General features: G+C 67.8%; 20 protein-coding genes. 14 read left to right on the forward strand and 6 right to left on the reverse strand.

All coding sequences use genetic code 11. The annotated features are described in order from the left end of the window. Positions 1 to 29: 29 nt before the first annotated feature. The 5 genes from P1K31_RS16845 to P1K31_RS16865 are packed head-to-tail and all read left to right on the forward strand — an operon-like array spanning position 30 to position 4,777. Positions 30 to 1,298 (forward strand): ABC transporter substrate-binding protein, encoded by a 1,269-nt coding sequence (locus P1K31_RS16845; protein WP_276306476.1) that lies wholly within the window; start codon positions 30 to 32, stop codon positions 1,296 to 1,298. Between the two features lie 60 nt (positions 1,299 to 1,358). Continuing rightward, positions 1,359 to 2,255, forward strand: coding sequence for a branched-chain amino acid ABC transporter permease (locus P1K31_RS16850; protein WP_276306477.1), 897 nt, complete (start codon positions 1,359 to 1,361; stop codon positions 2,253 to 2,255). Continuing rightward, on the forward strand, positions 2,252 to 3,313 hold the full coding sequence (locus tag P1K31_RS16855; RefSeq protein ID WP_276306478.1) for a branched-chain amino acid ABC transporter permease: 1,062 nt from the start codon (positions 2,252 to 2,254) through the stop codon (positions 3,311 to 3,313). The genes P1K31_RS16850 and P1K31_RS16855 overlap by 4 nt, the downstream gene beginning before the upstream one ends. A gap of 1 nt (position 3,314) precedes the next feature. Then, positions 3,315 to 4,070: an ABC transporter ATP-binding protein gene (locus tag P1K31_RS16860; RefSeq protein ID WP_276306479.1), complete on the forward strand. Its 756-nt coding sequence runs from the start codon at positions 3,315 to 3,317 to the stop codon at positions 4,068 to 4,070. After that, positions 4,070 to 4,777, forward strand: coding sequence for an ABC transporter ATP-binding protein (locus tag P1K31_RS16865; protein ID WP_276306480.1), 708 nt, complete (start codon positions 4,070 to 4,072; stop codon positions 4,775 to 4,777). The genes P1K31_RS16860 and P1K31_RS16865 overlap by 1 nt, the downstream gene beginning before the upstream one ends. A gap of 12 nt (positions 4,778 to 4,789) precedes the next feature. Here P1K31_RS16865 and P1K31_RS16870 read toward each other — a convergent pair whose 3' ends face one another. From P1K31_RS16870 to P1K31_RS16880, 3 genes are read right to left on the reverse strand one after another with little or no spacing between them, the layout of a single operon-like run. Continuing rightward, complete coding sequence (locus P1K31_RS16870; protein ID WP_276306481.1) at positions 4,790 to 6,451, reverse strand: class I adenylate-forming enzyme family protein; 1,662 nt, start codon at positions 6,449 to 6,451, stop codon at positions 4,790 to 4,792. Next, positions 6,448 to 7,446, reverse strand: a complete 999-nt coding sequence (locus P1K31_RS16875) for an LLM class flavin-dependent oxidoreductase (protein WP_276306482.1) — start codon at positions 7,444 to 7,446, stop codon at positions 6,448 to 6,450. Before P1K31_RS16875 ends, P1K31_RS16870 begins: the two co-directional genes overlap by 4 nt. Then, the gene (locus P1K31_RS16880) at positions 7,443 to 8,987 is read right to left on the reverse strand and encodes a class I adenylate-forming enzyme family protein (RefSeq protein ID WP_276306483.1); all 1,545 of its coding nucleotides are present in this window, start codon (positions 8,985 to 8,987) and stop codon (positions 7,443 to 7,445) included. Before P1K31_RS16880 ends, P1K31_RS16875 begins: the two co-directional genes overlap by 4 nt. Positions 8,988 to 9,108: 121 nt before the next feature. Between P1K31_RS16880 and P1K31_RS16885 the strand changes: the two genes are divergently transcribed. The 3 genes from P1K31_RS16885 (at position 9,109) to P1K31_RS16895 (ending at position 12,517) form a co-directional block, all read left to right on the forward strand. Next, complete coding sequence (locus tag P1K31_RS16885; protein ID WP_276306484.1) at positions 9,109 to 10,260, forward strand: acyl-CoA dehydrogenase family protein; 1,152 nt, start codon at positions 9,109 to 9,111, stop codon at positions 10,258 to 10,260. A gap of 257 nt (positions 10,261 to 10,517) precedes the next feature. Continuing rightward, positions 10,518 to 11,750, forward strand: a complete 1,233-nt coding sequence (locus P1K31_RS16890) for an MFS transporter (RefSeq protein WP_276306485.1) — start codon at positions 10,518 to 10,520, stop codon at positions 11,748 to 11,750. A gap of 29 nt (positions 11,751 to 11,779) precedes the next feature. Next, positions 11,780 to 12,517 (forward strand): SDR family NAD(P)-dependent oxidoreductase, encoded by a 738-nt coding sequence (locus P1K31_RS16895; protein ID WP_276306486.1) that lies wholly within the window; start codon positions 11,780 to 11,782, stop codon positions 12,515 to 12,517. 1 nt (position 12,518) lies between these two features. Here the strand turns inward: P1K31_RS16895 and P1K31_RS16900 are convergent, their stop codons facing one another. Both P1K31_RS16900 and P1K31_RS16905 read right to left on the reverse strand, forming a co-directional pair. Next, on the reverse strand, positions 12,519 to 14,213 hold the full coding sequence (locus P1K31_RS16900) for an AMP-binding protein (RefSeq protein WP_276306487.1): 1,695 nt from the start codon (positions 14,211 to 14,213) through the stop codon (positions 12,519 to 12,521). Next, on the reverse strand, positions 14,203 to 14,871 hold the full coding sequence (locus tag P1K31_RS16905) for an enoyl-CoA hydratase/isomerase family protein (protein WP_276306488.1): 669 nt from the start codon (positions 14,869 to 14,871) through the stop codon (positions 14,203 to 14,205). Before P1K31_RS16905 ends, P1K31_RS16900 begins: the two co-directional genes overlap by 11 nt. Between P1K31_RS16905 and P1K31_RS16910 the strand changes: the two genes are divergently transcribed. The 5 genes from P1K31_RS16910 to P1K31_RS16930 are packed head-to-tail and all read left to right on the forward strand — an operon-like array spanning position 14,870 to position 19,071. After that, the gene (locus P1K31_RS16910; protein WP_276306489.1) at positions 14,870 to 15,040 is read left to right on the forward strand and encodes a hypothetical protein; all 171 of its coding nucleotides are present in this window, start codon (positions 14,870 to 14,872) and stop codon (positions 15,038 to 15,040) included. The two genes, P1K31_RS16905 and P1K31_RS16910, sit on opposite strands and share 2 nt — an antisense overlap. 24 nt (positions 15,041 to 15,064) lie before the next feature. Further along, positions 15,065 to 15,838: an SDR family NAD(P)-dependent oxidoreductase gene (locus tag P1K31_RS16915; RefSeq protein WP_276306490.1), complete on the forward strand. Its 774-nt coding sequence runs from the start codon at positions 15,065 to 15,067 to the stop codon at positions 15,836 to 15,838. A 38-nt stretch (positions 15,839 to 15,876) separates the two neighbouring features. After that, positions 15,877 to 17,076 (forward strand): CaiB/BaiF CoA transferase family protein, encoded by a 1,200-nt coding sequence (locus P1K31_RS16920; RefSeq protein WP_276306491.1) that lies wholly within the window; start codon positions 15,877 to 15,879, stop codon positions 17,074 to 17,076. A 46-nt stretch (positions 17,077 to 17,122) separates the two neighbouring features. Continuing rightward, on the forward strand, positions 17,123 to 18,304 hold the full coding sequence (locus tag P1K31_RS16925; RefSeq protein WP_276306492.1) for a CaiB/BaiF CoA transferase family protein: 1,182 nt from the start codon (positions 17,123 to 17,125) through the stop codon (positions 18,302 to 18,304). 44 nt (positions 18,305 to 18,348) lie between these two features. Then, positions 18,349 to 19,071 carry a cyclase family protein gene (locus P1K31_RS16930; RefSeq protein ID WP_276306493.1) on the forward strand — a complete coding sequence of 241 codons (723 nt, stop codon included), beginning with the start codon at positions 18,349 to 18,351 and terminating at the stop codon, positions 19,069 to 19,071. A gap of 55 nt (positions 19,072 to 19,126) precedes the next feature. On the opposite strand, the gene P1K31_RS16935 is transcribed toward P1K31_RS16930, so the two are convergent. Next, on the reverse strand, positions 19,127 to 21,133 hold the full coding sequence (locus P1K31_RS16935; protein WP_276306494.1) for a TRAP transporter permease: 2,007 nt from the start codon (positions 21,131 to 21,133) through the stop codon (positions 19,127 to 19,129). Between the two features lie 177 nt (positions 21,134 to 21,310). Here P1K31_RS16935 and P1K31_RS16940 point away from each other — a divergent pair, with 177 nt between their 5' ends. Next, positions 21,311 to 22,330: a TAXI family TRAP transporter solute-binding subunit gene (locus P1K31_RS16940; RefSeq protein ID WP_276306495.1), complete on the forward strand. Its 1,020-nt coding sequence runs from the start codon at positions 21,311 to 21,313 to the stop codon at positions 22,328 to 22,330. Positions 22,331 to 22,707: the final 377 nt, after the last annotated feature.

Raw genomic sequence — 22,707 nt, forward strand, 5'->3', positions numbered from 1 at the left:
TTAAATAACATAATTTCGTATGGCTGTCCATGCCACGCATAGGGAGGCGTACGTTCCTTCGAGCGACGGGCACTGCTTCGGCGGGCGTCATCGGAGCGCTCGCGGGATGTACCAACGACGGTGACGGGGGCGGAAACGACGGCAGCGACGGGGGTGGCGGTAACGGATCGTCGACGCGGGCGCTGAAGATCGGACATCTGGTGCCGCTGTCTGGTCCGTTCGCGACGATCGGCAAACCCTCGCGCGACGGCGCGGACCTCGCGGTCAAGCAGATCAACTCGACGGAGAACGACGTCGAGTTCGAGGTGTTCCACAAGGACACCGAGTCGTCGCCGGACACCGGCGTCAAGCGCGCTCGGGAACTCGTCCAACAGGAGAACGTGGACGTCCTGCTCGGGTTCGGGAGCAGTTCGGTCGCGAAGGCGGTCTCCGAGTTCGCGGCCAGTCAGAACGTGCTCGCGGTGGCGACCATCGCACAGACGCCGGCCATCACCGGCGAGGAGTGTCGTACGACGACGTTCCGAACGGCGTCGAACCTCGACCAGTTGACGACTGGCCTGTCGAAGACGACCGCGGAGATGACCGACGGATCGAAGATCGCGGGCATCGTCCCCGACTACACCTTCGGTAAGGCGACGTGGGCGGTGTTCCAGGAGGAGATGAAGGACCGCGCCGACGCCGAGGTCGTCGCGGAGACGCTGCCGAAGTTCGGGAAGGGCGACTACCAGAACGAGATCCAGAAGGTGCTGGACGCCGCCCCCGACATCGTCTACACGTCGCTGTGGGCGGGCGATCTGATCAGCTTCATCAAGCAGGCCAAGCAGTACGACTTCTTCGAGCAGATACCGGAGTTCGTCGCCGGGAGCGGCGCTATCACCGACGTCTCCCGTTCGCTGGGCGACGAGATGGTCGAGATGATCGCGCTGGATCGATACTTCTTCCGCTATCCCGACACCGAGCGGAACAGGGCGTTCGTCGAGGCCTGGCGCGACGACTACGACGAGATCCCGGTCAACGTCGGCCAGGAGACCTACGCTGGCGTGTACGCCCTGCTACGTGCCATCGAGCAGAGCGGGGGGTCGGACGTCGATTCGCTGGTGAGCGGACTGGAGGGCCTGGAGTTCGAAGCCCCGGAGGGGACGAAGAAGATCCGGGCGGCCGACCACCAGGCCATCGACGAGAACATCTGGACCGGACGCGTCGGCCCCGTCGACTACGCCGACTTTTACGGGTTCACGGAGATGGCCCCGGTTCCGGGAGAGAGCGTCACGCCGGCACCGAACTGTACGTTCCGATGACGAGTAGAACCCTCTGTTCGTCAGGGACAGTCGCGCGAACGCGGGCGGAACTCACGACCCATGGTAGACGGTAACAGTATCGCCGTCGCCCTCCTCAACGGCATGGCCAACGGGATGCTGTTGTTCCTGGCGGCCGTGGGGCTCACGCTCATCTTCGGCGTGCTCGGGGTGCTGAACTTCGCGCACGGATCGCTGTACATGCTGGGGGCGTACTTCACGTTCTTCCTCGTGAACGCCGGCGGCCCCCTCGCGTTCTTCAACGGCAACTTCTGGCTGGCGGTGCTCGTCGCGCCGGTCCTCGTGGCCGTCATCGGCGGCCTGATGGAGCGGTTCATCATCCGTCCGATCTATGAACGCGACCACGTCTTTCAGCTGTTGCTGACCTTCGCGCTCGTACTCGTCATCGACAACGCGGCGCGCATCCTCTGGGGGACGGACTTCCGGTCGATCAGCGTCCCACGGGCGTTCGCCTTCCAGGTCCCGCTGTTCGGGAGTAACTACCCGGCGTACAACCTCTTTCTCATCGTCGTCGGGGTCGCCTTCGCCGGCGCGATGTGGCTCGTCTTCGAGCGAACGCGCGTCGGGAAGACGGTCAGGGCGGCCGCTCAGGATCGCGACGTGGCCAACGCTCTCGGCGTGAACGTCCCCGCACTGTTCACCGCGATGTTCGTCACCGGGAGCGTCCTCGCCGCCGTCGGCGGCGCGCTCGCCGCCCCGTATCAGACGATCCAGCCGACGATGGGCGAGAACATCATCATCAACTCGTTCATCGTCGTCGTGATCGGCGGGCTCGGGTCGTTCGCGGGTGCGTTCGTGGGAGCGTTACTCATCGGCGTCGTCAACTCGCTGGCGTTCCTCTTCGCTCCGGCGCTCCAGCCGGTCATCCCGTTCGTCCTGATGGCGGTCGTCCTGTTGAGCATGCCCGTCGGCCTGTTCGGCAAGGAGGTGGCGGCGTGAACGTCGCCCCGACGCGGCTCTTCCGGTCGAGATTCCGCGTCGCCATCGGGCTCGCGCTGGTCCTCTTCGGGACGCTCCCGCTGGTCGCGCTGGACTACCTCGGCGGATACACCGTCGGCCTGCTCATCACGGTGATGATCCTGACGCTGTTCGCGACGAGTTTCAATCTCCTGTTCGGGTACACCGGTCTGCTGTCGTTCGGGCACGCGGCCTACTTCGGCGTGGCGGCGTACGTACTCGGCATCCTCCTCAGCGGACGACTCGATCTCGTACCCGAGTCCCTCGGGTCGATCGTCCCGGCCGCCGCTCTCGCCGTCCTCGTGGCGGGGAGCTGCGCGGCCGCGTTCGGTCTCCTGTGCGTCCAGCGCGGCGAGATCTACTTCGCCATGTTGACCTTGGCATTCAACATGATGCTCTATCAAGTCGCCTATCAGTGGGACGACGTCACCGGCGGGGCGAACGGCATCACCGTCAGCCCGCCGCCCCTGGAGCTCGCCGGGATCACCGTCGACTTCCTCGATACGGTGACGTTCTACTACCTCACGTTCAGCCTGCTCGTCCTGTCGCTCGCCGTTCTGTGGCGGATCGTGCACTCGCCCTACGGGGCGTTGCTCGTCGCCATCAGCGAGAACCCCGATCGCGCCGAGATGATCGGTGTCCCGGTCAAGCGATACCAGCTCTCGTCGTTCGTCATCGCGGGAACGTTCGCCGGCATCGCCGGCGTGCTGTTCTCCGTTCGGAACTTCATCGTCACGCCGGGAACGCTCCACTGGTCGATGAGCGCGGAGCCGGTCCTGATCACGCTGTTAGGGGGGCCGTCGTCGTTCTTCGGCCCCGCCATCGGCGCGTTCATGTTCGTCTTCCTCGAGGAATGGCTGACGGGCATCACCGAGTTCTGGCAGATCGGCCTCGGCCTCGTGCTGGTACCCATCGTCCTGTTCGTGCCCGGCGGACTCGTCGGGCTCGTCACGGGTGACGGCGGGACACCGGTACGGTCGCTCCTGGGGCGGAACGGGGAAACGGACGCCGCGAGCGACGCGCCACCGGAGGACGACTGAGATGGGAGCGCCACTGCTCGAACTCGACGGCGTGACGAAGAAGTTCGGCGAACTGGTCGCCGTCGACGACGTCACCTGGGGTATCGACCGCGACGGTCTCACGGCGCTCATCGGTCCGAACGGTGCCGGAAAGACCACGCTGTACAACCTGATCACCGGGAGGCTAGCGCCGACGTCGGGGCACATCCGGTTCGACGGGCGAGACGTCACGAACGAGTCCCCCGCGGATCGAGCCCACCGGGGTATCGGCCGGTCGTTCCAGGTGACGAACATCTTCGAGGGTCTGACCGTCCGCGAGAACATCCGCGCGCCGGTCATCGCGCGCTCGGAGCATCGCTGGAATCCGCTGGGACGCGCAAGTGCTGCGGGTGGCGTCGCCGAGGAGACCGAACGGGTGCTCGACCTCGTCGGACTCGAGGACATCGCCGAACTGGTCTGCACGGAACTGTCCTACGGGGACAAGCGGCGCGTCGAGATCGGTATCGTCCTCGCGACGGACCCCCACCTCGTCCTCCTCGACGAGCCGACGGCCGGGATGAACCCGACGGAGACGGAGCGGATGGTCGACCTCGTCCGGCGACTCGACGGGGAGACCGACATGTCCTTCTTCGTCACCGAACACGACATCGACATCATCTTCTCCATCGCGGACCGCATCCTCGTTCTCGATCGGGGGCGCGTCATCGCGGACGGGACCCCGGAGGAGATACGGCGGGACGAGCGCGTTCAGCGCGCGTATCTCGGAGGTGGTGTCTGATGCTCGAGGTTCGGGGGGTCCACACCTACTACGGACAGAGCCACGTACTTCACGGCGTCTCCCTCGACGTCGAACGGGGCGAGATCGTCGCGCTGCTCGGCCGCAACGGTGCCGGAAAGACGACCACCCTCCGGAGCGTCATCGGGCTAACGCCTCCCCGCGACGGAACGATACGCTTCGAGGGCGAGCGCATCGACGGGCTCGAACCCTACCGAATCGCTCGCCGCGGTATCGGCTACGTCCCCGAGGACCGACGGGTGTTCCCGGAGCTGTCCGTCGAGGACAACCTGAACGTCGTCCTGGACCGGGACTCCGACTGGTCGGTCGAGCGGGCCTTCGAGCTGTTTCCCGCGCTCGAGGAGCACGCTCACCGACTCGGCGGCCAGCTCAGCGGCGGCCAACAGCAGATGCTGACTATCGCCCGCGCGCTGGTGACCGACCCCGACCTGCTGTTGCTCGACGAACCGAGCGAGGGGCTCGCACCGACGATCGTCGAGGACCTCGAGACGCTCCTCGAAAACGTCATCGAGACCGGAATCACGGTCCTCCTGGCCGAGCAGAACACGAACTTCGCCTTCTCGCTCGCCGACCGAGCGTTCCTGCTCAGCAGGGGACGGGTGGAGTGGGATGGAACGATAGAGGAACTACAGTCCCGCGACGATCTCATCGGTCGGTACCTCTCCGTCGCGAACGTCGGGACCGAGTAGCGCGACGGTCAGCTACTCGCTCGTTCCGGCCCGGATGCCGTACTTGAGCGGCTCCGGGACGATGTCCGCCTTCAGCACCTTCCCGCCGGGGTTCTTCGGCAGTTCATCGAGGATGCGGAACAGTTCCGGCACCTTGTAGTCCGCGAGGTTCTCCAGGCAGTGCTCCCACAGGGCGTCCTCGGTGAGCCTGACGCCCGGTTTCGGGACGACGGCCGCGAGTACCCGTTCGCCGAGCACGGCGTCGGGGAAGCTCGTCACGCTCGCCTCTAGCACGCCGTCGTGGACGACGAGCACCTCCTCGACGTCGAGCGCGTAGATGTTCTCGCCGCCCCGCACGATCTTGTCCCGGCTCCGTCCCTTGAGTTCGACGAACCCCGCCTCCGTTACGCTGGCGAGGTCGCCGGTGAAGTACCAGCCGCCGTCGAACGCCGATTCGGTCGCCGCCGGCCGGTTCAGGTACTCCTGTACGACGATGGGCCCCCGCACGGCGAGTTCGCCGACGGCGTTCGGCCCGAGCGGCTCGCGCTCGTCGTCGACGACGGCCAGCTCCACCGGCGGCGTCGGGAGCCCGATGGTGTGGGCGTAGTCGTCGGTGCGTTCGTCCGGGCACATCGTTACGAGTCCGCCGACCGTCTCGGTCGTTCCGTAGGCGTCGCACAGGGCGACGCCCGGAAACGCGTCGCGGAGCCGTCCGATGGAATCGGCGGGCATCGGCGCGCCGCCGTACGCGGCGATCCGCCACGACGAGAGGTCGTAGGCGGTCGGGTCGGCCCGCTCCATCGCGAGGACGTAGTTGGTCGGGACGCCGAGGACGAACTCGATCCGCTCGTCCTCGATCGTCCGCAGGAACCGTTCGGGATCGCTCCCGTCGAGAACGACCGTCGTCCCCGCGTTCGCGACGGTGTGGAGGAGGTTCGCGACGAGGCCGGCGACGTGAAACAGCGGGACGGTGACGAGCGTTCTGAGGCCGTCGCCGGTGTCGAAGCACGTGCGGTAGTTCAGCGCGCCGTTGACGAGGTGGAAGTGCTCGGCGACGCACCCCTTCGGTTCGCCCGTCGTCCCCGACGTGTAGAGGAGGCTCGCCGGGTCGTCGGCCGCCGTCGGGACCGACGGCGGCGTCTCCTCGATCGACGGGTCCGCGTACGGACGCCCTCGATCGGAATCGACGAGGATCGGCGGGATGTCGGTGCCGCAGTCCGGGGAGTCGAGCAGCGCCTCGAAGGACTCCTCGGTGACGACGCACGCCGGGTCGGCGTCGCCCAGCAGGTACCCGAACTCGCGCGGCGAGACGCGGGTGTTGATCGGTGCCGAGACGACACCGCCGCGCGCACACGCGAAGAACGTCTCGGCGAACTCCGGCCGGTTCGACAGGAGGACCGAGACGACGTCGCCCGGTTCGACGCCGTTCGCGGCCAGCCCCGCGGCGAGGCGGTCGACGCGCTCGTCGAACTCGCGGTAGGTGACGCGAACCCCCCGATCGGGATAGACGAACGCCTCGCGGTCCGGGGCGGTCGCGACCGCCCGGCGGAGCATGGCGTCGAGCGAGTCCGGCCGGTCGACGTATCCGTAGACGTCGTGTCCGTCGCGTTCGATCCGCTCGATGGGGAACCGGTCCGCGTCGTGGTGGACTCGACCGTCGGTCCAGCGGACGGTGTCCGCGCCGAACCCGGTCACGGCCGCTCCTCCTCCGGGAGCGCCTCCAGCGCCAGTTCGAACATCTCGTCCGTCGCCCCCTGGGGGAACGACAGGAGCGCCGTGTCGACGGTACCGTCGAGCAGTTCGCGCACTCGCTCGCGAGCGTCGTCCGGCGTGCCCGCGATGCCGACGGCGTCCACGAGGTCGCGGGAGACCGCCGCCGCGGCCCCCTCGGTGTCGCCGCCGCGCCACGCCGATCGGATGGCCTCGGCCTCATCGCGGAAGCCGTTCGAGGCGATGACGTCGTTGTAGAAGTCGGTCGAGCCGGCGTAGTACGCGACGTGCTTCGCGAGGACGCGCTCGGCCTCCGCCGGATCGGCGCTCACGCTCGTCGGGACGGACGGCGAGACGTGGAGGTTCGCGGCGGAGTGGGCGCGCTCCTCCCCCCGGGCGATGACCGATTCGAGCGCCGGAAGCGGCATCACGTGGGGGAGCAGGCCGTCGGCGAAGTCGATCGTGAGCGCCACGTTCGTCGGGCCGAGCGCGGCGTTGAAGATCGGCACCTCGTCGCCGTCGGCGTGGTTGAGCGCGAAGCCGCGCAGCGAGAACACCTCGCCGTCGTAGTCGATGCGCTCGCCCGAGAGCGCGAGATCGACGATCTCGATGGTCTCGCGGAGGCGGCGGAGCGGACGCTCGAACGAGCCGCCGTGGAACGCCTCGACGACCTGTGGCGTGCTCGTTCCGAGTCCGAGGACGAACCGCCCGCCCGTGAGGTCGTGAAGGGCGAGCGCGTTCGCCGCGAGCGCCGTCGGACTGCGCGCGAACACGTTCGCGATACAGGTGCCGAGGCAGACGTCGGTCCGTTCGCCGACGCGTGCGAGCAGTTGGAAGGGGTTGTATCCCCAGCCCTCGCCGCACCAGACGGAGTCGAAGCCCGCGTCGGCCGCTCGCACCGCGAAGTCGACGAGCCAGTCGTCCTCGACGGCCGCGTACTCGGGGAGGACGAGGCCGGTCCGCGGATACTCGAACGTCATCCGGCGGTGACCTCCTCTACCAGCGTCTGCCGCGCTATCTTCCCGCTCTCCGTCTTCGGCAGCTCGGAGCGGAAGACGTAACGACGGGGGCGTTTGAAGTCCTCGATGTCGTCCGACTCGAGGACGTGCCTCTCGAGGTCCTCCCGGGTCACGTCGGGGGTCGAACGGACGACGAACGCCGTCACGACTTCGCCCCACTCCTCGTCGGGCGCACCGACGACGGCGACCGAGTCGACGCCGTCGTGCTCGTGGAGGACGTTCTCGACCTCCGCGGGGTAGATGTTCTCGCCGCCGCTGACGATCATGCTGTCCTTACGATCGACGAAGTAGACGAACCCCGCTTCGTCGCGGCGGCCGAGGTCGCCGGTCCGATACCACCCGTCGACCGTGGCCCGTTCCGTCTTCTCGGGCGCCCGCCAGTAGCCCTCCATGCACGTCGGCGTCTTCACCAGTATCTCGCCGACTTCCCCCCGGGGGACCGACTTCCGCGGGACGGGATCGTCCGGGTCGACCAGCCGCACCTCGGCGTTTGGCACCGCGCGGCCGATGCTCCCCAGGTGATCGTCGTGCTCCTCGGGGTAGATCACGGTCGCGAAGATAATCTCGGTCGTCCCGTACGCGTTGACGAAGTCGACCCCCGGGAAGTGCTCCCGACACCGCCGGACGACCTCGGGGGGCATCGCGGAGCCGGAGTACTGGATCATGCGGACGCCGTCGGTGTCCCGTTCGTCGATGGACCCCTCGTTGAGAATAGCGTTGAAGTGCGTCGGGACGCCCCACATGGAGGTGACGCCCTCCCGCTCGATGTAGTCGAGCGTCACCGCCGGGTCGAAGTCGCGCTGGATGACGTTGGTCGCGCCGACGTGGAGCGCCGGCATGAAGTTCGCGAGCAGAGGACCGACGTGATAGAGCGGGCCGAGCGCGACGTTCGTGTCGCTCGGCCGGAGGCGGTTGAACGGGAGACACAGCAGATCCGCCTCGACGACGTTCCGGTGCGTGTGACGGACGCCCTTGGGCTTGCCGGTCGTGCCGGACGTGTAGAGGAGCAGCGCCGGATCGTCTTCGGTGAGCGGTACGTGCGGTGACTCGGGGGAGGAGTCGGTCAGGTCGTCGAACGTGTGGTCCACCCCCTCGACACCGCCCTCGACGGCGATGGTGATCGGGGGGAGCTCGTCCGGGGCGAGCGAGCGGACGGTCTCGCCGCTCGCCGCGTCGAACGCGAGCGCGTCGGACGCCGCGTGGTCGAGAACGTACGAGAGCCGCCCTGCGGGCGCACGGTAACTGACCGGATTGACCGTGACGTTGATCTCGAGCGCCGCGAAGAGGAGCGTCATCATCTCGACGGAGTCCTTGGTCATGATCGAGAGGTGATCGTCGGGGCCGACGCCGGCGTCGAGCAGTCCGTTGGCGACGCGGGTGGTCAGCTCGTCCCACTCGGCGTAGGTGAGCGACGCGTCGACCGAGGGGTCTCGAAGGGCCGTCGCCTCGGGGACGCTCGCCGCACACTGGGCGAGTAACTCTCGAACGGTCGGGTGTCCCATACGCCCTACGATCGAATTCAGCCGTAATAGTGTTACTGGGTACCGAGGGTGTCGCCCCCGTGAATGTTATGTTCTCGCGCTCCGAGGGACGCCCGAGGACCGCACCCGACTTCAGAACACCATGATCACCCATTTCGAGCTCGGCGACGAGCACAGAGAGCAGCGCACCGCGGTTCGCGAGTTCTGCGAGGAGCACGTCGATCCCCACGTCGAAGCGCACGAGTCGTCCGGAACGTTTCCCCGCGAGATCGTCGAGGCGGTCGGCGAGGCCGGCCTCCACGGCGTCCCGTTTCCCGCCGAGTACGGCGGTGCGGACGAGGACTACCGATCGTTCGCCATCACCGTCGAGGAACTGGCCCGGTCGTGGAAACTCCTGGCTGGAACCGTCTCCGGGGCGTGCTGTCTCGTCGGCTACCCGCTGAACGAGTTCGGGAGCGAGTGGCAGCGCGAGGAGTGGCTCGGCGAACTGGCCACCGGCCGGTCGATCGCCGCGCTCTCGCTCACCGAACCGGAGGCCGGCAGCGACGCCGGGAGCCTCCGGACGACCGCCGAACGGGACGGCGACGAGTGGGTCATCGACGGCCACAAGGTGTGGACGACGAACGGTGCCGTCGCCGACCTCATCCTCGTCGTCGCCCGGACGAACGAGTACGACGACTACCGGGGACTGAGCCTCATCGGCGTCCCGAACCCGCTGGAGCGCGACGGCGTCGAGGTTGTCCGTGACATCCCCTGTATGGAGGGGGAGGCGGCGGTCGAGAGCGAGATCCGGTACGACGACGTTCGGGTTCCCGTCGAGAACCTCGTGGGCGAGGAGGGCAAGGGGTTCAGATACATCATGGAGGGCCTCGACATCGGGCGGATCGGAACGGCGGCGCAGGGCGTCGGGGTCGCGCAGGCGGCCTTCGAGGCGAGCCGGGCGTTCGCCGACGAGCGCGAGCAGTTCGGCAGGCCCATCCGCGAGTTCCAGGGTATCGGGTTCAAGCTCGCCGACATGGCCACGGAGGTCGAGGCCGCCCGCCTCCTGACGCTCCACGCCGCCGCCGAGCGCGACCGCGGCCAGCGCGTCACCCGGGAGGCGGCGATGGCGAAGACCAAGGCGACGGACGTCGCCATGGACGCCGCGACCGAGGCCGTCCAGATCCACGGGTCGCGCGGCTACTCGAAGGACTACCCCGTCGAGCGCTACATGCGCGTCGCCAAGGGGATGCAGATCTACGAGGGGACCAACGAGGTCAATCGCATCGTCATCAGCAATCAACTGTACGAGTAGACGGCGATACTCCCCCTCTCCGAGCGTACCAACGCCCCGTAGCGGAGGCCCTATCGACGGCGACGACCGGGACATCCAGATCAGGATCTGGTTCACTCCCCGGCACGTGAGCGAACTGCCGAGAGAAATAACGACCTTAGGGTGTTATTTCGACGTCCCCCGACCTGGCGTTCCCAAACAGCGTTTTGCGCTAACCACCCGCACGATCATCAGGTGTCGTCAAAAGATTCATGCGACGAGACGCGACAGTGACGCGTGTGTCTCGTCCCCTTCACCGTCCACTGGACGCGCTTCGGCGGCTTCGCGTCACGATGTTCGCCGGCGCTAGCGGTCGCGTCCTGACGACCGTCGCGTTCGGGTGGCTCCTCGTCCTCGGCGTTCGACTGGTCATTCCGACCCTGCTGCCCCGGATCAGCGCGGAGTTCGGTCTCGGTCACACGGTAGGCGGGTCGCTGTTCACGTTACTGTTAGTGGTCGCGGCCCTCATGCAGTTCCCCGGCGGCGTGCTAGCGGACAGGGCCGGCGGTCGGGCGGTGCTGTTCCTCGGCCTCCTGTTTACGGGCCTCGGCGTTCTGCTCATGACTGTCGCACCCCTGTTCGTCGCCTTCGTCGTCGGCGTCGGTCTGTTCGGGCTCGGAACCGGGCTCTACGGGACGCCCCGCGTGACGGTGCTCTCGACGATCTTTCCCGAGCGTGACGGGACCGCCATCGGTATCACGTCCGCCGCCGGCAACGTCGGTACGGCCGTTCTCCCGGTCGTCGCGACCGCCGTCGCCGTCGCGTTCGGCTGGCGAAACGGCTTCGCGTTCGCGCTCCCGTTGTTCGTCGCCACGACCGCCGCCGTCTGGGTCGTCGTCCCGGCCGACCTCGAGCGGAGCGGCGGTGAGCGGACGGTCCGCGGTGACGGTCGGCTCGTGCTACGTGCCATGCGCGACTCGACGGTGGTGCGGGCGACGGTCGTCATGATGGTCGTGTTCTTCGTCTATCAGGGGTTCACGGCGTTCCTGCCGACGTACTACGTCGAGGTGAAGTCGCTAAGCGAGGACGTCGCCGCGACGCTCTACGGCGCCTTCTTCGCGGGCGGCATCCTCGCGCAGGTCGCGTTCGGCAATCTCGGCGACCGGTACCCGCCCCACCGCCTCATCCCGCTGCTCGTCGGCGTGAGCGGGGGGCTCATCCTCTTGCTTCCGTTCACCGACGACGTCGCTTCGCTCGCCGTCCTCTCCGTGCTGTCGAGCGCCCAACTCGGCTTCTGGCCGATCGCCTTCTCCTACACGATCGGCACGCTCCCCGAGGAGGTGCGCTCCTCCGGGCTTGGACTACTGCGGACGGTCTATCTCCTCGTGGGATCGCTCGGATCCGTCGCCGTCGGCGTACTCGCGGACGCCGGTCACTTCGACGGCGCGTTCCTGTTTCTGGGCGGATGCATGTTCCTGGCGGTCCTCTGGAGCCTCGGTCTACCGGCCCTCGCCGCTCGCCCGAACAGTTAGTACCGTCGCCCGCTACGGATCGGTCGTCCATGCCAGCAGCCGTCATCACCGGTGGCGCCCGGGGGATCGGGCGCGCCATCGCGATCCAGTACGCGCGCGACGGGTACGACGTCGCTATCAACTACCGGCGCAGCGCCGACGCCGCGGTGGCCGCCGCGGCGGAGGTCCGCGAGACGACCGACAGCGCCGCCGCCGCACTGCAGGCCGACGTGAGCGACCCGGCAGCCGCGAGCGCGCTGATCGAGGCCACCGTCGAGCGCTTCGGCGACGTCGCGCACGTCGTCAACAACGCCGGCGTCAACGAGCACCGCTACCCGGAGGAGCTCTCGCCCGAGGGGTTCGACCGCGTGATGGACACGAACGTCAACAGCGCGTTCGCGGTCAGCAAGGCGGCGCTCCCCCACCTTCGACAGCACCCGGACCGCGAGGGGTCGATCGTCAACCTCTCCTCCCGGCTCGCCTTCGACGGCGCGGACTACGAGTGTCACTACGCCGCGTCGAAGGCCGCCATCGTCGCCCTCACGAAGAGCCTCGCCCGCGCGTTCGCACCCGCCGTTCGCGTCAACGCCGTCGCTCCGGGGTACGTCGTGACCGACATGACGGACGCGAACAACTCGGAGGCGGACAAGGAGCGCCGGAGGGAGGCGATTCCCGTCGGTCGCCTCGGCCGACCCGAGGACGTCGCGACGGCGGCCGCCTACCTCCGGGACGCCCGGTACGTCACCGGCGAGACGGCTCACGTCAACGGCGGGCAACTGATGCGCTGACTCACTCGTAGCCGTCCGGGAGCGTCTCGTAGTAGCCGGCCCGGTCGACCTTCCCGACGTCGGTACGTGGAAACGACTCCCGGAAGACGACCCGCCTCGGTCGCTTGAACTCCGCGAGCAGTGGGGCGACGTAGTCCAGGATCTCCGCCTCCGTCACCGTCCCGTCGGCCGGGACGACGTGCGCTTCGAGGACGGCGCCGCGCCGCTCGTGGGGCGCACCGACGACGACGGCGTCGGCGACGCCGGGACACGCCTCCACGACCAGTTCGACCTCCCGGGGCGCGACGGTGTGGCCGGATACCTTGATCGCGTCCTTCCGCCGGCCGAGGAAGTAGAGGTACCCCTCCTCGGTCACCAACCCGACGTCGCCGGTGTGGAGAGCGCCGTCGGGGTCGAGGACCGCCGCCGTCTCGTCTGGCCGGCCGTGGTACTCGACCATCGTCGCGGGCGTCGAGACGACTATCTCGCCCCGTTCGCCCGGCGGAAGCGCCTCCCCCGTCTCGACGTCCCGTATCTCCACGTCCACGCCGTAGCAGGGCAGACCGACGAACCCCGGTTCGACGCGATCGGTCCCGAACGTGTGCGTGTCGGTCGTGTGCGTCTCCGTCAGCCCGTAGCCCGATTCCTGGAGGATCGAGCCGGTCGCCGCCTCCCAGTCGTCGCTCAGATCGCGCGTGAGCATCGTTCCGAAACTGGAACAGTTCGTGAAGCCCCGGTTGGCGGACAGCGACGTGAGGTCGTACGCGTCGAGCTCGGGGTGCGACAGTAGCTCCTCGACCGCGGGGACGGCCAACCACGTCGAGGTCACCCCGTACGTATCGACGGCCGCGAGGACGGCCTCCGGGGCGTACCGGGCGAGGAGGACGACGTGACAGCCGGCCACCGGAGGGGCGTCGCAGTACCGCTGCTTTCCGGCGACGTGGAACGTCGGCATCGCGCCGAGGAGGACGTCCGACTCGTCGTATCGGCGGACGGCGGCCGTCGTCGTCGCCTTGAACAGGACGTTCCAGTGCGTGTGGACGCACCCCTTCGGGAGGCCGGTCGTCCCGCCGGTGTACTGGAGGAGCGCCCGATCGCCGAGGGTCGGACCGTCCTCCGACGGCGTTCCCCCGGTCGCGGAGAGATCGGCCACCGTCTCTAGGTCCCCGGGGGCTGACGGCTCGTCGGTCACGACCGGGTGAACCGGGATCGACGACGACGACGGATCGGCGAACGCGCGGTACTCGGCGGCGATCACGTCGTCGGGGCCCGAGGCGGCGGTCGCCTCCCGCACCGTCGTCAACAGATCGGTGTGAGCGACGATCACCTCGGCGCCGCTGTCGGCCAACTGTCGCCGGAGCGCGGGGGTCTTCGACTGGGGGTTCACCGGCGTCGCGACGAGCCCGGCGCGGTGGGCGCCGTGGTAGGCGACGAGGAACTGCGGGGAGTTCTGGAGGTAGAGCGCACAGACGTCGCCGAGACCGTGTCCGCGCCCCTCGAGGGCCGCGGCGAAGCCGTCGACGTGCGCGTCGAGTTCCCCCCACGTGAGCGTCCGTCCGTAGAAGGTCACCGCCGGCGCGTTCGGTCGCTCCGTCGCCTGCGCCCGCAGGCACTCGTGGCCGGGACGCCGCCCCCGTGGAAAGGGAAGCGTCCGGGGGAGCCCCTCGGGCCAGGCGTCGGCGTCGGCGACGTACGACGCGTCGCGATCAGCGACCATTCGATTCCCCCCCGCGGAGCAGCGAGCACAGCTCCGTGACCGTCTCCCGGTCGTGCTCCGTTATCGACGCGAGCAGCGCCCGGGCGCGGTCATCCACCTCATCGCTCGGGACGACGGCGTTCGCGAGGCCGAGTTCGTGCGCCCGAGCCGGCGATATCGGCTCCCCCGTCAGCAGGAGCTCGGCGGCCGGGCGGTGACCGACGAGTTCGGGGAGCCGCCGCGCCGTCCGTTCGGAGGCGATGTCGTACTTGACCTCGGGCACGGAGAGCGTCGTCCCCTCGCCGACGACGAGGAAGTCACAGGAGAGCGAGACGACGAACCCCATTCCGACGAGGGCGCCGCGGGCCGCCATCGCCACCGGACAGGGGAGCTCCTCGACGAGGGCGTACAGCTCCTGCGCGAGCGCGTCGACGTCCGCGAAGTCGGTCTCGTAGTCCTGCGAGACGATCTCGACGTCCATACCGGCACACGTCGCGCGGCCCCGGCCCGCGAGGAGGACGGCCGCCGGGGGGTCCTCGTTCAGCTCGGTGAACGCGCCGTGCAGTCCGTCGATCATCTCGGGTGTCAGCGCGTTCAGCTTCTCCGGGCGGTTCAGTTCGACGCTGACGAGACCGTCCTCCACGGAGGTCACGACCGCGTCCGTGTCCACTGCAACCATGGATCCCACTCTGCGCGAGGTCCCTTACCTCTACTGGCGCGATGGATCACGGGATCACGGGGGCGTCGCGCTGGCGAGGTGCGACGTCGCGCATCGCGGCCTCGAGCGCGAACCGGTCGAGCGGGGAGCGGGGTTCCACGGGTGCGACGCGCGGCGCGCCAACAGTTAAGTCGAGCATCGCCCACTCTCGGGCATGCTCGACAGCCACGTGGCCTTCGTCACCGGAGCGAGTCAGGGTATCGGGCGGGCGATCGCCGTCGCGCTCGCGGAACGCGGCGCGTCCGTCGCCCTCGCGGCGCGCGGGGACGGGATCTACGAGACGGCCGAGGAGATCGGCGACGCCGCACCGACGCTCCCGGTCGAGACGGACGTGACCGACGAGGCGGCGGTCGAAGCCGCCGTCGAGGAGACCGTCGCGGAACTCGGCGGCCTCGACCTGCTCGTCAACAACGCGGGCATCGGCGGACCGACGGCGATGGTCGAGGACGTCTCGCGCGAGGAGTGGCAGGAGACCCAGGACGTGAACGTCCTCGGGTCGTTTCTCACGGTCAAACACGCCGTCCCGTCCCTCCGCGAGAGCGACTGCGCGTCGATCGTCAACATCTCCTCCATCGCCGGCAAGGACCCCTACCCGAGTCGAACGCCCTACGCCGCCTCGAAGGCGGCGCTCATCGGGTTCGGTCGCAGCCTGGCGTACGAACTCGGCGAGGACGGCGTGACGGTCAACACTATCTGTCCCGGGGCGGTGGAGGGCGAGCGCGTCGAACGGATGATCCAGCGCCAGGCCGACCGGCGCGGCGTCTCCTTCGAGCGGGCGATGCGCGATCGGGTGACCGACCGGCTACCGCTCGACTCCATCGTCGACCCGGCCGACATCGGCGCGCTGGTCGCGTTCCTCGGGAGCGAGTACGCCCGCAACATCACCGCACAGGACATCAACGTCGACTCGGGCGCGCGGCAGGACTGACCCGGTGCCTTCATACCGTCCCGCACGCAGGGTAGGGTATGCCGCTGTCCGACGTGCGCGTTCTCGACTGTGGACAGGCGATAGCCGGACCCATCTGTGCGACCTACCTCGGCGATCTCGGGGCCGACGTCGTGAAGATAGAGCGCCCGGACGGCGAGGTGTTCCGAAACGAGCGCCGCGAGCTGGACGGGAAACCGTTCAACCCCGCGTTCGAGCAGTTCAACCGGAACAAGCGGTCGCTGTGTCTCGACCTCAAGTGCGAGGCAGGCCGCGACGCCCTGCTTGACCTCGTCGAGGTGGCGGACGTGTTCGTCCAGAACTGGCCGCCGGGCGTCGCGGAACGCCTCGGCGTCGACTACGAGACGCTCGCGGAACTGAACCCGGACCTCGTCTACGTTCACGTGACGGGATACGGCGAGACCGGCCCGCTGGCGAACAAGCCCGCGATGGACACGATCATCCAGCACCTCTCCGGCCTGTCGAGCCTGATGGGATACGAGGGCCAGCCGCCCATCCGGTCGCAGTCGTCGGTCGCCGACTACTACGCCGGGTGCCACGCCGCCATCAGTGCGCTGGCCGCGCTCCGACACCGTGACGCCGGTAACGGCGGACAGAAGATCGACGTCTCGCTGCTGGAGTCGCTCATGCACAACATGGACGGTGCCTTCGAGTACTACAACAACCTCGGCGAGGTACCGAAGCGCGCGGGGCGCAACGCGTTCTTCAATCCGGACATGCTCTACGGCGCGGCGGAGGCCGCCGACGGGTGGGTCTGCGTCGCGCTGTTGCTCTACTCGGATTCGATGTGGGAGGCCTACTGCGACCTCCTCGATCGCGACGACCTGCGGGACGATCCGCGCTACCGCACGGACGCGGGGCGGTTGGCCGACGCGAAGGAACTGACCGCCATCTTCGAGACGTGGCTCCGGGAACGGACGGTCGAGGACGCCGTCGACGTGCTCAACGACGCCGGCATCCCGGCGGCCGCCCACCAGACGATCGATCAGACCGCGGAGATGGACCACGTCGCTCACCGCGGCGTGTTTCGAACCGTCGATCACCCGCGGCTCGGCGACCTCGTCCTCACCGACACCCCGCTCTCGCTGTCGGAGACGCCGCCGGCGATCCGCAGACACACTCCCGAACTCGGCGAGCACTCCCGGGAGGTGCTGGCGGAACTCGGGTACGAACCCGCGACGCTCGATCGCCTGCAGGAGGCGGGCGTCATCGAGGGGTAGTGGATGCCACCGGTACTGTTTTACCGCTCTTCGTCCACGTGGAGTCATGCGACCGTTCGAGGGGATCGACGTCCTCGACCTCACCCAGTCGATAGCCGGACCGCTCGCGACCCAGTTTCTCGGAACGCTCGGAGCCAACGTCGTGAAGGTGGAGCCGCCGGGCGGCGACGCCTTCCGCGGACTCCTCGACGGTGCGATGTTCGCCTCGGTCAACCTCGGGGGGAAGCGAAGCGTCTGCCTCGATCTCACGACCGACGAGGGGCGGGCGGCCGCCCACGAGCTGGCGGCGACGGCGGACGTCGTCGTCCAGAGCTTCCGCCCGGGAACCGTCGAGAAGTTCGGTCTCGACTACGATTCCGTCACCGAGAGCAACCCGGAGGTCGTCTACTGCTCGCTGACCGGGTTCGGCGAGGACGGTCCCTGCCGGGAGTGGCCGGCCTACGACCCCGTCGTCCAGGCGATGAGCGGCCTGATGTCCACCATCGGGTACCCCGACCGACCGCCGGTCCGCATCGGCGCGAGCGTCATCGACTACGGGACGGGGACGACGGCGGCCATGCTCGTCGCCGCGGCGCTCCACGAGCGTGAGCGAACCGGCCGGGGTGAGTTCATCGACGTCAACCTCTTCGAGGTGGCCGTCTCGTGGATGGGGTACTGGATCGCCCACTACACCGGCACGGGGGAGGTCCCGCAGCCCTCGGGACAGGGGTTCGCCGGACTCGCGCCGAACGAGGTGTTCGACGCGGCTCGGGGCGAACCGTTCTACCTGAGCGTGGTCAATAATCGACTCTTCGGCCGGCTGTGTACGGCGATCGGCCGGGAGGACCTGGTCACGGACGAGCGGTTCGTCGAGAACGCGGACCGGTGGGAGAACCGCGAGGCGCTCCGCGACGAACTCCGCGCGGAGTTCGAGACGTACGACCGCGACGAACTGACGGCGCTGCTGGCGGAGGCGGGCGTTCCGACGGGACCGCTCCAGACCGTCGACGAGCTCGTCGAGGACGACGAACACGTCGCCGCCCGCGGGATGCTGACCGACACGCGCAACCTCCGGACGGATGCGCCGGTCAAGACGGCGAACGCACCGTTCAAGACGGCCTCCGGCCGGCCCGACCTCGGCGATCGGCCGCCGAGACGGGGCGAGCACACGCGCGAGGTGCTGGCGGAACTCGGCTACTCGGCGGAGCAGATAGACCGGATGCTCGAAGCGGGCGGGGCCGCGGCCTGACCGCTCGGGACTACACTTATGTCGTCGTCGCCGGATCTCAGGGTATGGCGGAACTGATAGACCTGACTGCCGACATCGTCGAGGGGATGGCGAACCACCCGAATCACGGGCGGAGCCCCCTGTTTCTCACCGGGACGCGGATGAATCACGACGAATCCGAGGACACGTGGCGCGGGAAGGGGGTCGAGGACATGTCGTTCAAGAACGGCTTCGTCTACATCGCCGAACACAACGGCACGCACCTCGACGCGCCCGTTCACGTCCACCCCGACGGCGCGTCAATCGACGAGGTACCGCTGGAGGAGTGTCACGGCACCGCCGTCTGGCTCGATCTGGCGGAGGTCGGCCCGAAGGGACGCATCGGACCCGAGGAACTGGAGCAGGCCGCGGCGGACGCGGACGTGACCGTCGGGGCGGGCGACATCGTTCTGCTCCGTACCGGCTGGGACAGACACGTCCCCGACGACCCCGACACCTACCTCGACGACCATCCGGGGCTCTCGGAGTCGGGTGCCGTCTGGCTGCACGAGCGCGACGTGAACCTCGTCGGCATCGACTGCGGCAACGTGGACGTCGCGGGCGACGCGGCGCTTCCCGCCCACCGGGTGTTCCTGCGCGACGACGTCCCCGAGACGTACACCCTCGTCGTGGAGAACCTCCGGAACATCGACCGCATCCCCGACCATCGGTTCACGTTCAGCGCGGCCCCGCTCCCGCTCGACGGGGCGACCGCCAGTCCGGTCAGGGCGTTCGCGGTCGTCGAGTGAGTGGAAGCCAGAGCGCGGTGGCCTCCGGATCAGATCGGATCGGATCGGTGACCGATCACCGGACGTCGAACTCGGGTAGCCGTACCCCGGAGGATCGCATCGCGCGTAGCACCAGCCAGACGAGCAGAACGCCGGTGAGCGCGAGCTGGACGCTGTATATCGGGGTGAAGAAGATCCCCGCGGCGACGACGAGGTAGATGGTGCGCTGCCAGAGCGGGATGCGGGCGTTGAAGTCGTAGCCGACGATGCCGACACCGAGGCCCAGCAGGCCGACGGTGGACAGGAAAAACGTGGACGCGGTCTGGAGCCCGTTCCAGTAGATCAGTTCGGGGTTCATCACGAAGACGAACGGGACGACGAACGCGAACAGACCCAGTCGGAGCGTCTCCTTCGCCGTGTCCCAGAACTTCGCCTCCGCGATGCCGGCGCCGACCGCACACGACAGCGCGACCGGCGGCGTGATGGTCGACAGGAGGGCGAAGTAGAACACGAACATGTGGGCCGTGATCGGACCGATACCGAGCTGGACGAGACCGGGCGCGGTCAGGATGGCGACGACGACGTACGCGGCGGGTGTCGGCATCCCCATCCCGAACAGGATGCTCGCCGCCATCGCCAGGAGGAGAACGAGGACGAAGACGCCCCCCGCGAGGCTTATCATCTGGACGGAGAACCGCTGGGTGAAGCCCGTCTGCGTGATGATGCGGATGACGATGCCGAGCGAGGCGAGCACGGCCGTCAGGGGCGCCATGTTGACCATCCCGATCCTCGCACCCTCCACGGTGCGACGCCACCACAGTTTGACGGTGGAGAGTCCGTTCCCGAGAACCAGGTCGCGGACCAGGCCGAACAGAACGACGCTCACGATGGCGTACATCCCCGCGGACATCGGGTCGTAACGGAGGACGACCAGCGTGACGATCAGAACGACGAGGGGGCCCGTGTAGGGGAACGTGTTGACGAGCGTCCGTACCACGGATCGGTCTTCGGGACCGGATTCACGTTCGTCGACCAGCGCGGTCGACCCGCCTGTCCAGCCGTTCTTCACCGCCGCGAGGTGGACGACGAACGCGACGGTGACGTAGAACAGCAGCGCGGGCAGGATCGCCGCTCTGAGGATCTCGAAGAACGAGACGCCGAGGATGTCCGCCATCAGGAAGGCCGCAGAGCCCATCACCGGGGGGAGTATCTGGCCGCCGGTGCTCGCGATGGACTCGATGGCGCCGGCGAAGCGCCCCTCGATCCCCTCCTCGCGCATCAGTGGAATGGTGAACGAGCCGGTGGTGGCGACGTTCGCCGCGGAACTGCCCGTGATAGAACCCATCAGCATCGAGGCGATGACCGCCACCTGGACGATCCCCGAACTGAATCGACTGCCGATGTTCTTTCCGAGGCCGATGACGTACTCCATCCCGCCGTACGCCTCGATGATACCGGCGAAGAGGATGAAGATGGCGACCCACGTCGCCCCGACGCCCAGGATGAACCCGTAGACGCCGTTCAGCGCGACGGAGTTGACGTAGACGATCCGCTCTATCGACATCCCACCGTGATAGAGGATTCCCGGGAACAACGGTCCGGCGAACCCGTAGAACATCGCCCCGACCGAGACCAGGCCGAGCAACTTTCCGTACGCCCGCCACGTGGCGTGGATCGTGACGACGATGACAGTGAGGCCGATCAGGAGATCGAGGTCGGTGTAGATGAGGTTCTCGCGGGCCTCGTTCAACCACCGCCAGAAGTTCGCGTGAACGTACGCCGTCGACGCGACGGCACCGACGAGTAGGACGACCGACAGGGCGTTACGAACGTACTCTCGCCACCCTTGCGGATCCCACTTCAGCGTGGCGAGGTAGAACGCCGACAGCATCAGGCCGAGGTGGATGTTCGCGTGTTGCTGACGGGGCATGCCCCCCCGGTACGCGTAATAGAGGTGCCACGCGAGGGTTATGACCCCGAGCACGTAGAGGAGTAGCTCGACTGTGCGCCGAACCGTGAGGTCGTCGCGGCTTCGCGGTAGTATCGGCTCCAGGGAACGGGTCGTTGACTCGGTGGATGCCATCTCCACTCACACTGTCCTCCACCCTACCTAAAGAGTTTGTATGATGATTGCGACACATGTCCCCGAGGATCTATTTCGGCGACGGCCGCTCGCGCCGACCGCGACGAATTACGTACACAGGATCGTACCGTGGTATGAACCGGTACCTATTTACCATATTGTTTGATACGTGGGGACATGTCACGGAGATTGTCTCGGCGGCGGGCAGTGGCCGGTATCGGCGCGGCAGCTACGTTCGGCCTGGCGGGGTGTACGAGCCGTCTCAACGAACTGGGCGGGGGCGGCACGAACAACCTCCGGATGGCGACGTCCACGTCCGATACGTCGGCGTACCAGATGTCCCAGGGTATCGCGGCGGTCGTCAACGAGAAGAGCGACTCGATCAACCTCGACGCTCGGCCGTCGGACGGCGCGAAACAGAGCATGCGCCTCATGGACAAGGGCGAGCTCGACATGGCGTACACGGACACGCTGAACGCCCACAAGATCGTCAACGAGGAGGGCGAGTACGCGGACGATCCGTTCGACAGCGAGATACAGCAGGTGTTTCACTACTACGACATCCAGGGCGGTCTCGTCTCCCGCAAGTCGTCCGGTATCGAGACCGTCAACGATCTGGCGGGGAGGGCCGTCTCGCCGAACCCGGTCGGCACCGCGATGCGCGACGTGATGATGACGCACCTGTCCCACGCCGAGGGGGCCGACAAGATGGACCAGCTCGCGCTCGGTTACGGCGAGGAGGCGTCGGCGCTGAAGCAGGGTCGAGCGGACGTGGTCACCGATATCCGTATCAACGCGCAGTTGACGCCCTCCTACGTGCAGGAGCAGTACTCGATCGTCGACGACGCGTGGCTGCTCCACTGGCCCGACGACGTCGTCGAATCCATCAAGGGAGACGACCGCGTGAACGGGAGTTACTACCCGGCCAGCGAGATGGAGGGGCCGGAGTACGGCGACCGCAGCGAGGAGTGGTGGACCGACACGGTCTACGTCGTCTTCACGAAGGCGTCCGTTCCCGCCGACCCGATCTACGAACTGCTCTCGACGATGTGGGAGAACATGGAGGAACTCGCCGAGTACCACGCGCTGGCGGGAGCGTGGGCTGACAAGTCCTTCCTCAGCGGGAAGCTCAACCCGAACATCCCCCTCCACGACGGCGCTAAGAAGTTCTTCGACGAAATCGGGGCGAGTTACTGATAGGGAGTATCGTAGGGGTTCATCGATTCTCTCCGGGAGAATCGAACACCGTCCCCGGTCGAGACTCGCCGTGTCCCCGGCTGGCTACGATACTCCCTGTGAGCGACGACCACCCCGCCGGAGCGACGCAGTTATCCCTCGATGTGCGCCGCTGTCGTTCGCGCCCCGACCGCGGTCGACCGAGGTTACACCGTATGCGACGACCCGCGCCGCGACAGCCGACCCGGAGCCGTCCGTCCGCTCTCGCGCCGACAGTTACGCGCGGGCGTGCGGTGGGGTTCGATACCCCGCGGAACACTTTTGCCGTCGCGCGCGAGTGGTGTCGCCACATGACGCAGCTACCGTCGGCAAACCGTCCGTCGGCCAGGTCCACCCGC

Origin of the sequence: Halomarina halobia (assembly GCF_029338575.1) — an archaeon.
Taxonomy (GTDB): domain Archaea; phylum Halobacteriota; class Halobacteria; order Halobacteriales; family Haloarculaceae; genus Halomarina; species Halomarina halobia.

Excerpts from the sequence above, each read along its gene's own strand:
- P1K31_RS16845 (WP_276306476.1), top strand. The coding sequence starts at position 30 with ATGCCACGCATAGGGAGGCGTACGTTCCTTCGAGCGACGGGCACTGCT.
- P1K31_RS16850 (WP_276306477.1), top strand. The coding sequence starts at position 1,359 with ATGGTAGACGGTAACAGTATCGCCGTCGCCCTCCTCAACGGCATGGCC.
- P1K31_RS16860 (WP_276306479.1), top strand. The coding sequence starts at position 3,315 with ATGGGAGCGCCACTGCTCGAACTCGACGGCGTGACGAAGAAGTTCGGC.
- P1K31_RS16865 (WP_276306480.1), top strand. The coding sequence starts at position 4,070 with ATGCTCGAGGTTCGGGGGGTCCACACCTACTACGGACAGAGCCACGTA.
- P1K31_RS16875 (WP_276306482.1), bottom strand. The coding sequence starts at position 7,446 with ATGACGTTCGAGTATCCGCGGACCGGCCTCGTCCTCCCCGAGTACGCG.
- P1K31_RS16880 (WP_276306483.1), bottom strand. The coding sequence starts at position 8,987 with ATGGGACACCCGACCGTTCGAGAGTTACTCGCCCAGTGTGCGGCGAGC.
- P1K31_RS16885 (WP_276306484.1), top strand. The coding sequence starts at position 9,109 with ATGATCACCCATTTCGAGCTCGGCGACGAGCACAGAGAGCAGCGCACC.
- P1K31_RS16895 (WP_276306486.1), top strand. The coding sequence starts at position 11,780 with ATGCCAGCAGCCGTCATCACCGGTGGCGCCCGGGGGATCGGGCGCGCC.
- P1K31_RS16900 (WP_276306487.1), bottom strand. The coding sequence starts at position 14,213 with ATGGTCGCTGATCGCGACGCGTCGTACGTCGCCGACGCCGACGCCTGG.
- P1K31_RS16910 (WP_276306489.1), top strand. The coding sequence starts at position 14,870 with ATGGATCCCACTCTGCGCGAGGTCCCTTACCTCTACTGGCGCGATGGA.
- P1K31_RS16905 (WP_276306488.1), bottom strand. The coding sequence starts at position 14,871 with ATGGTTGCAGTGGACACGGACGCGGTCGTGACCTCCGTGGAGGACGGT.
- P1K31_RS16915 (WP_276306490.1), top strand. The coding sequence starts at position 15,065 with ATGCTCGACAGCCACGTGGCCTTCGTCACCGGAGCGAGTCAGGGTATC.
- P1K31_RS16920 (WP_276306491.1), top strand. The coding sequence starts at position 15,877 with ATGCCGCTGTCCGACGTGCGCGTTCTCGACTGTGGACAGGCGATAGCC.
- P1K31_RS16925 (WP_276306492.1), top strand. The coding sequence starts at position 17,123 with ATGCGACCGTTCGAGGGGATCGACGTCCTCGACCTCACCCAGTCGATA.
- P1K31_RS16930 (WP_276306493.1), top strand. The coding sequence starts at position 18,349 with ATGGCGGAACTGATAGACCTGACTGCCGACATCGTCGAGGGGATGGCG.
- P1K31_RS16935 (WP_276306494.1), bottom strand. The coding sequence starts at position 21,133 with ATGGCATCCACCGAGTCAACGACCCGTTCCCTGGAGCCGATACTACCG.
- P1K31_RS16940 (WP_276306495.1), top strand. The coding sequence starts at position 21,311 with ATGTCACGGAGATTGTCTCGGCGGCGGGCAGTGGCCGGTATCGGCGCG.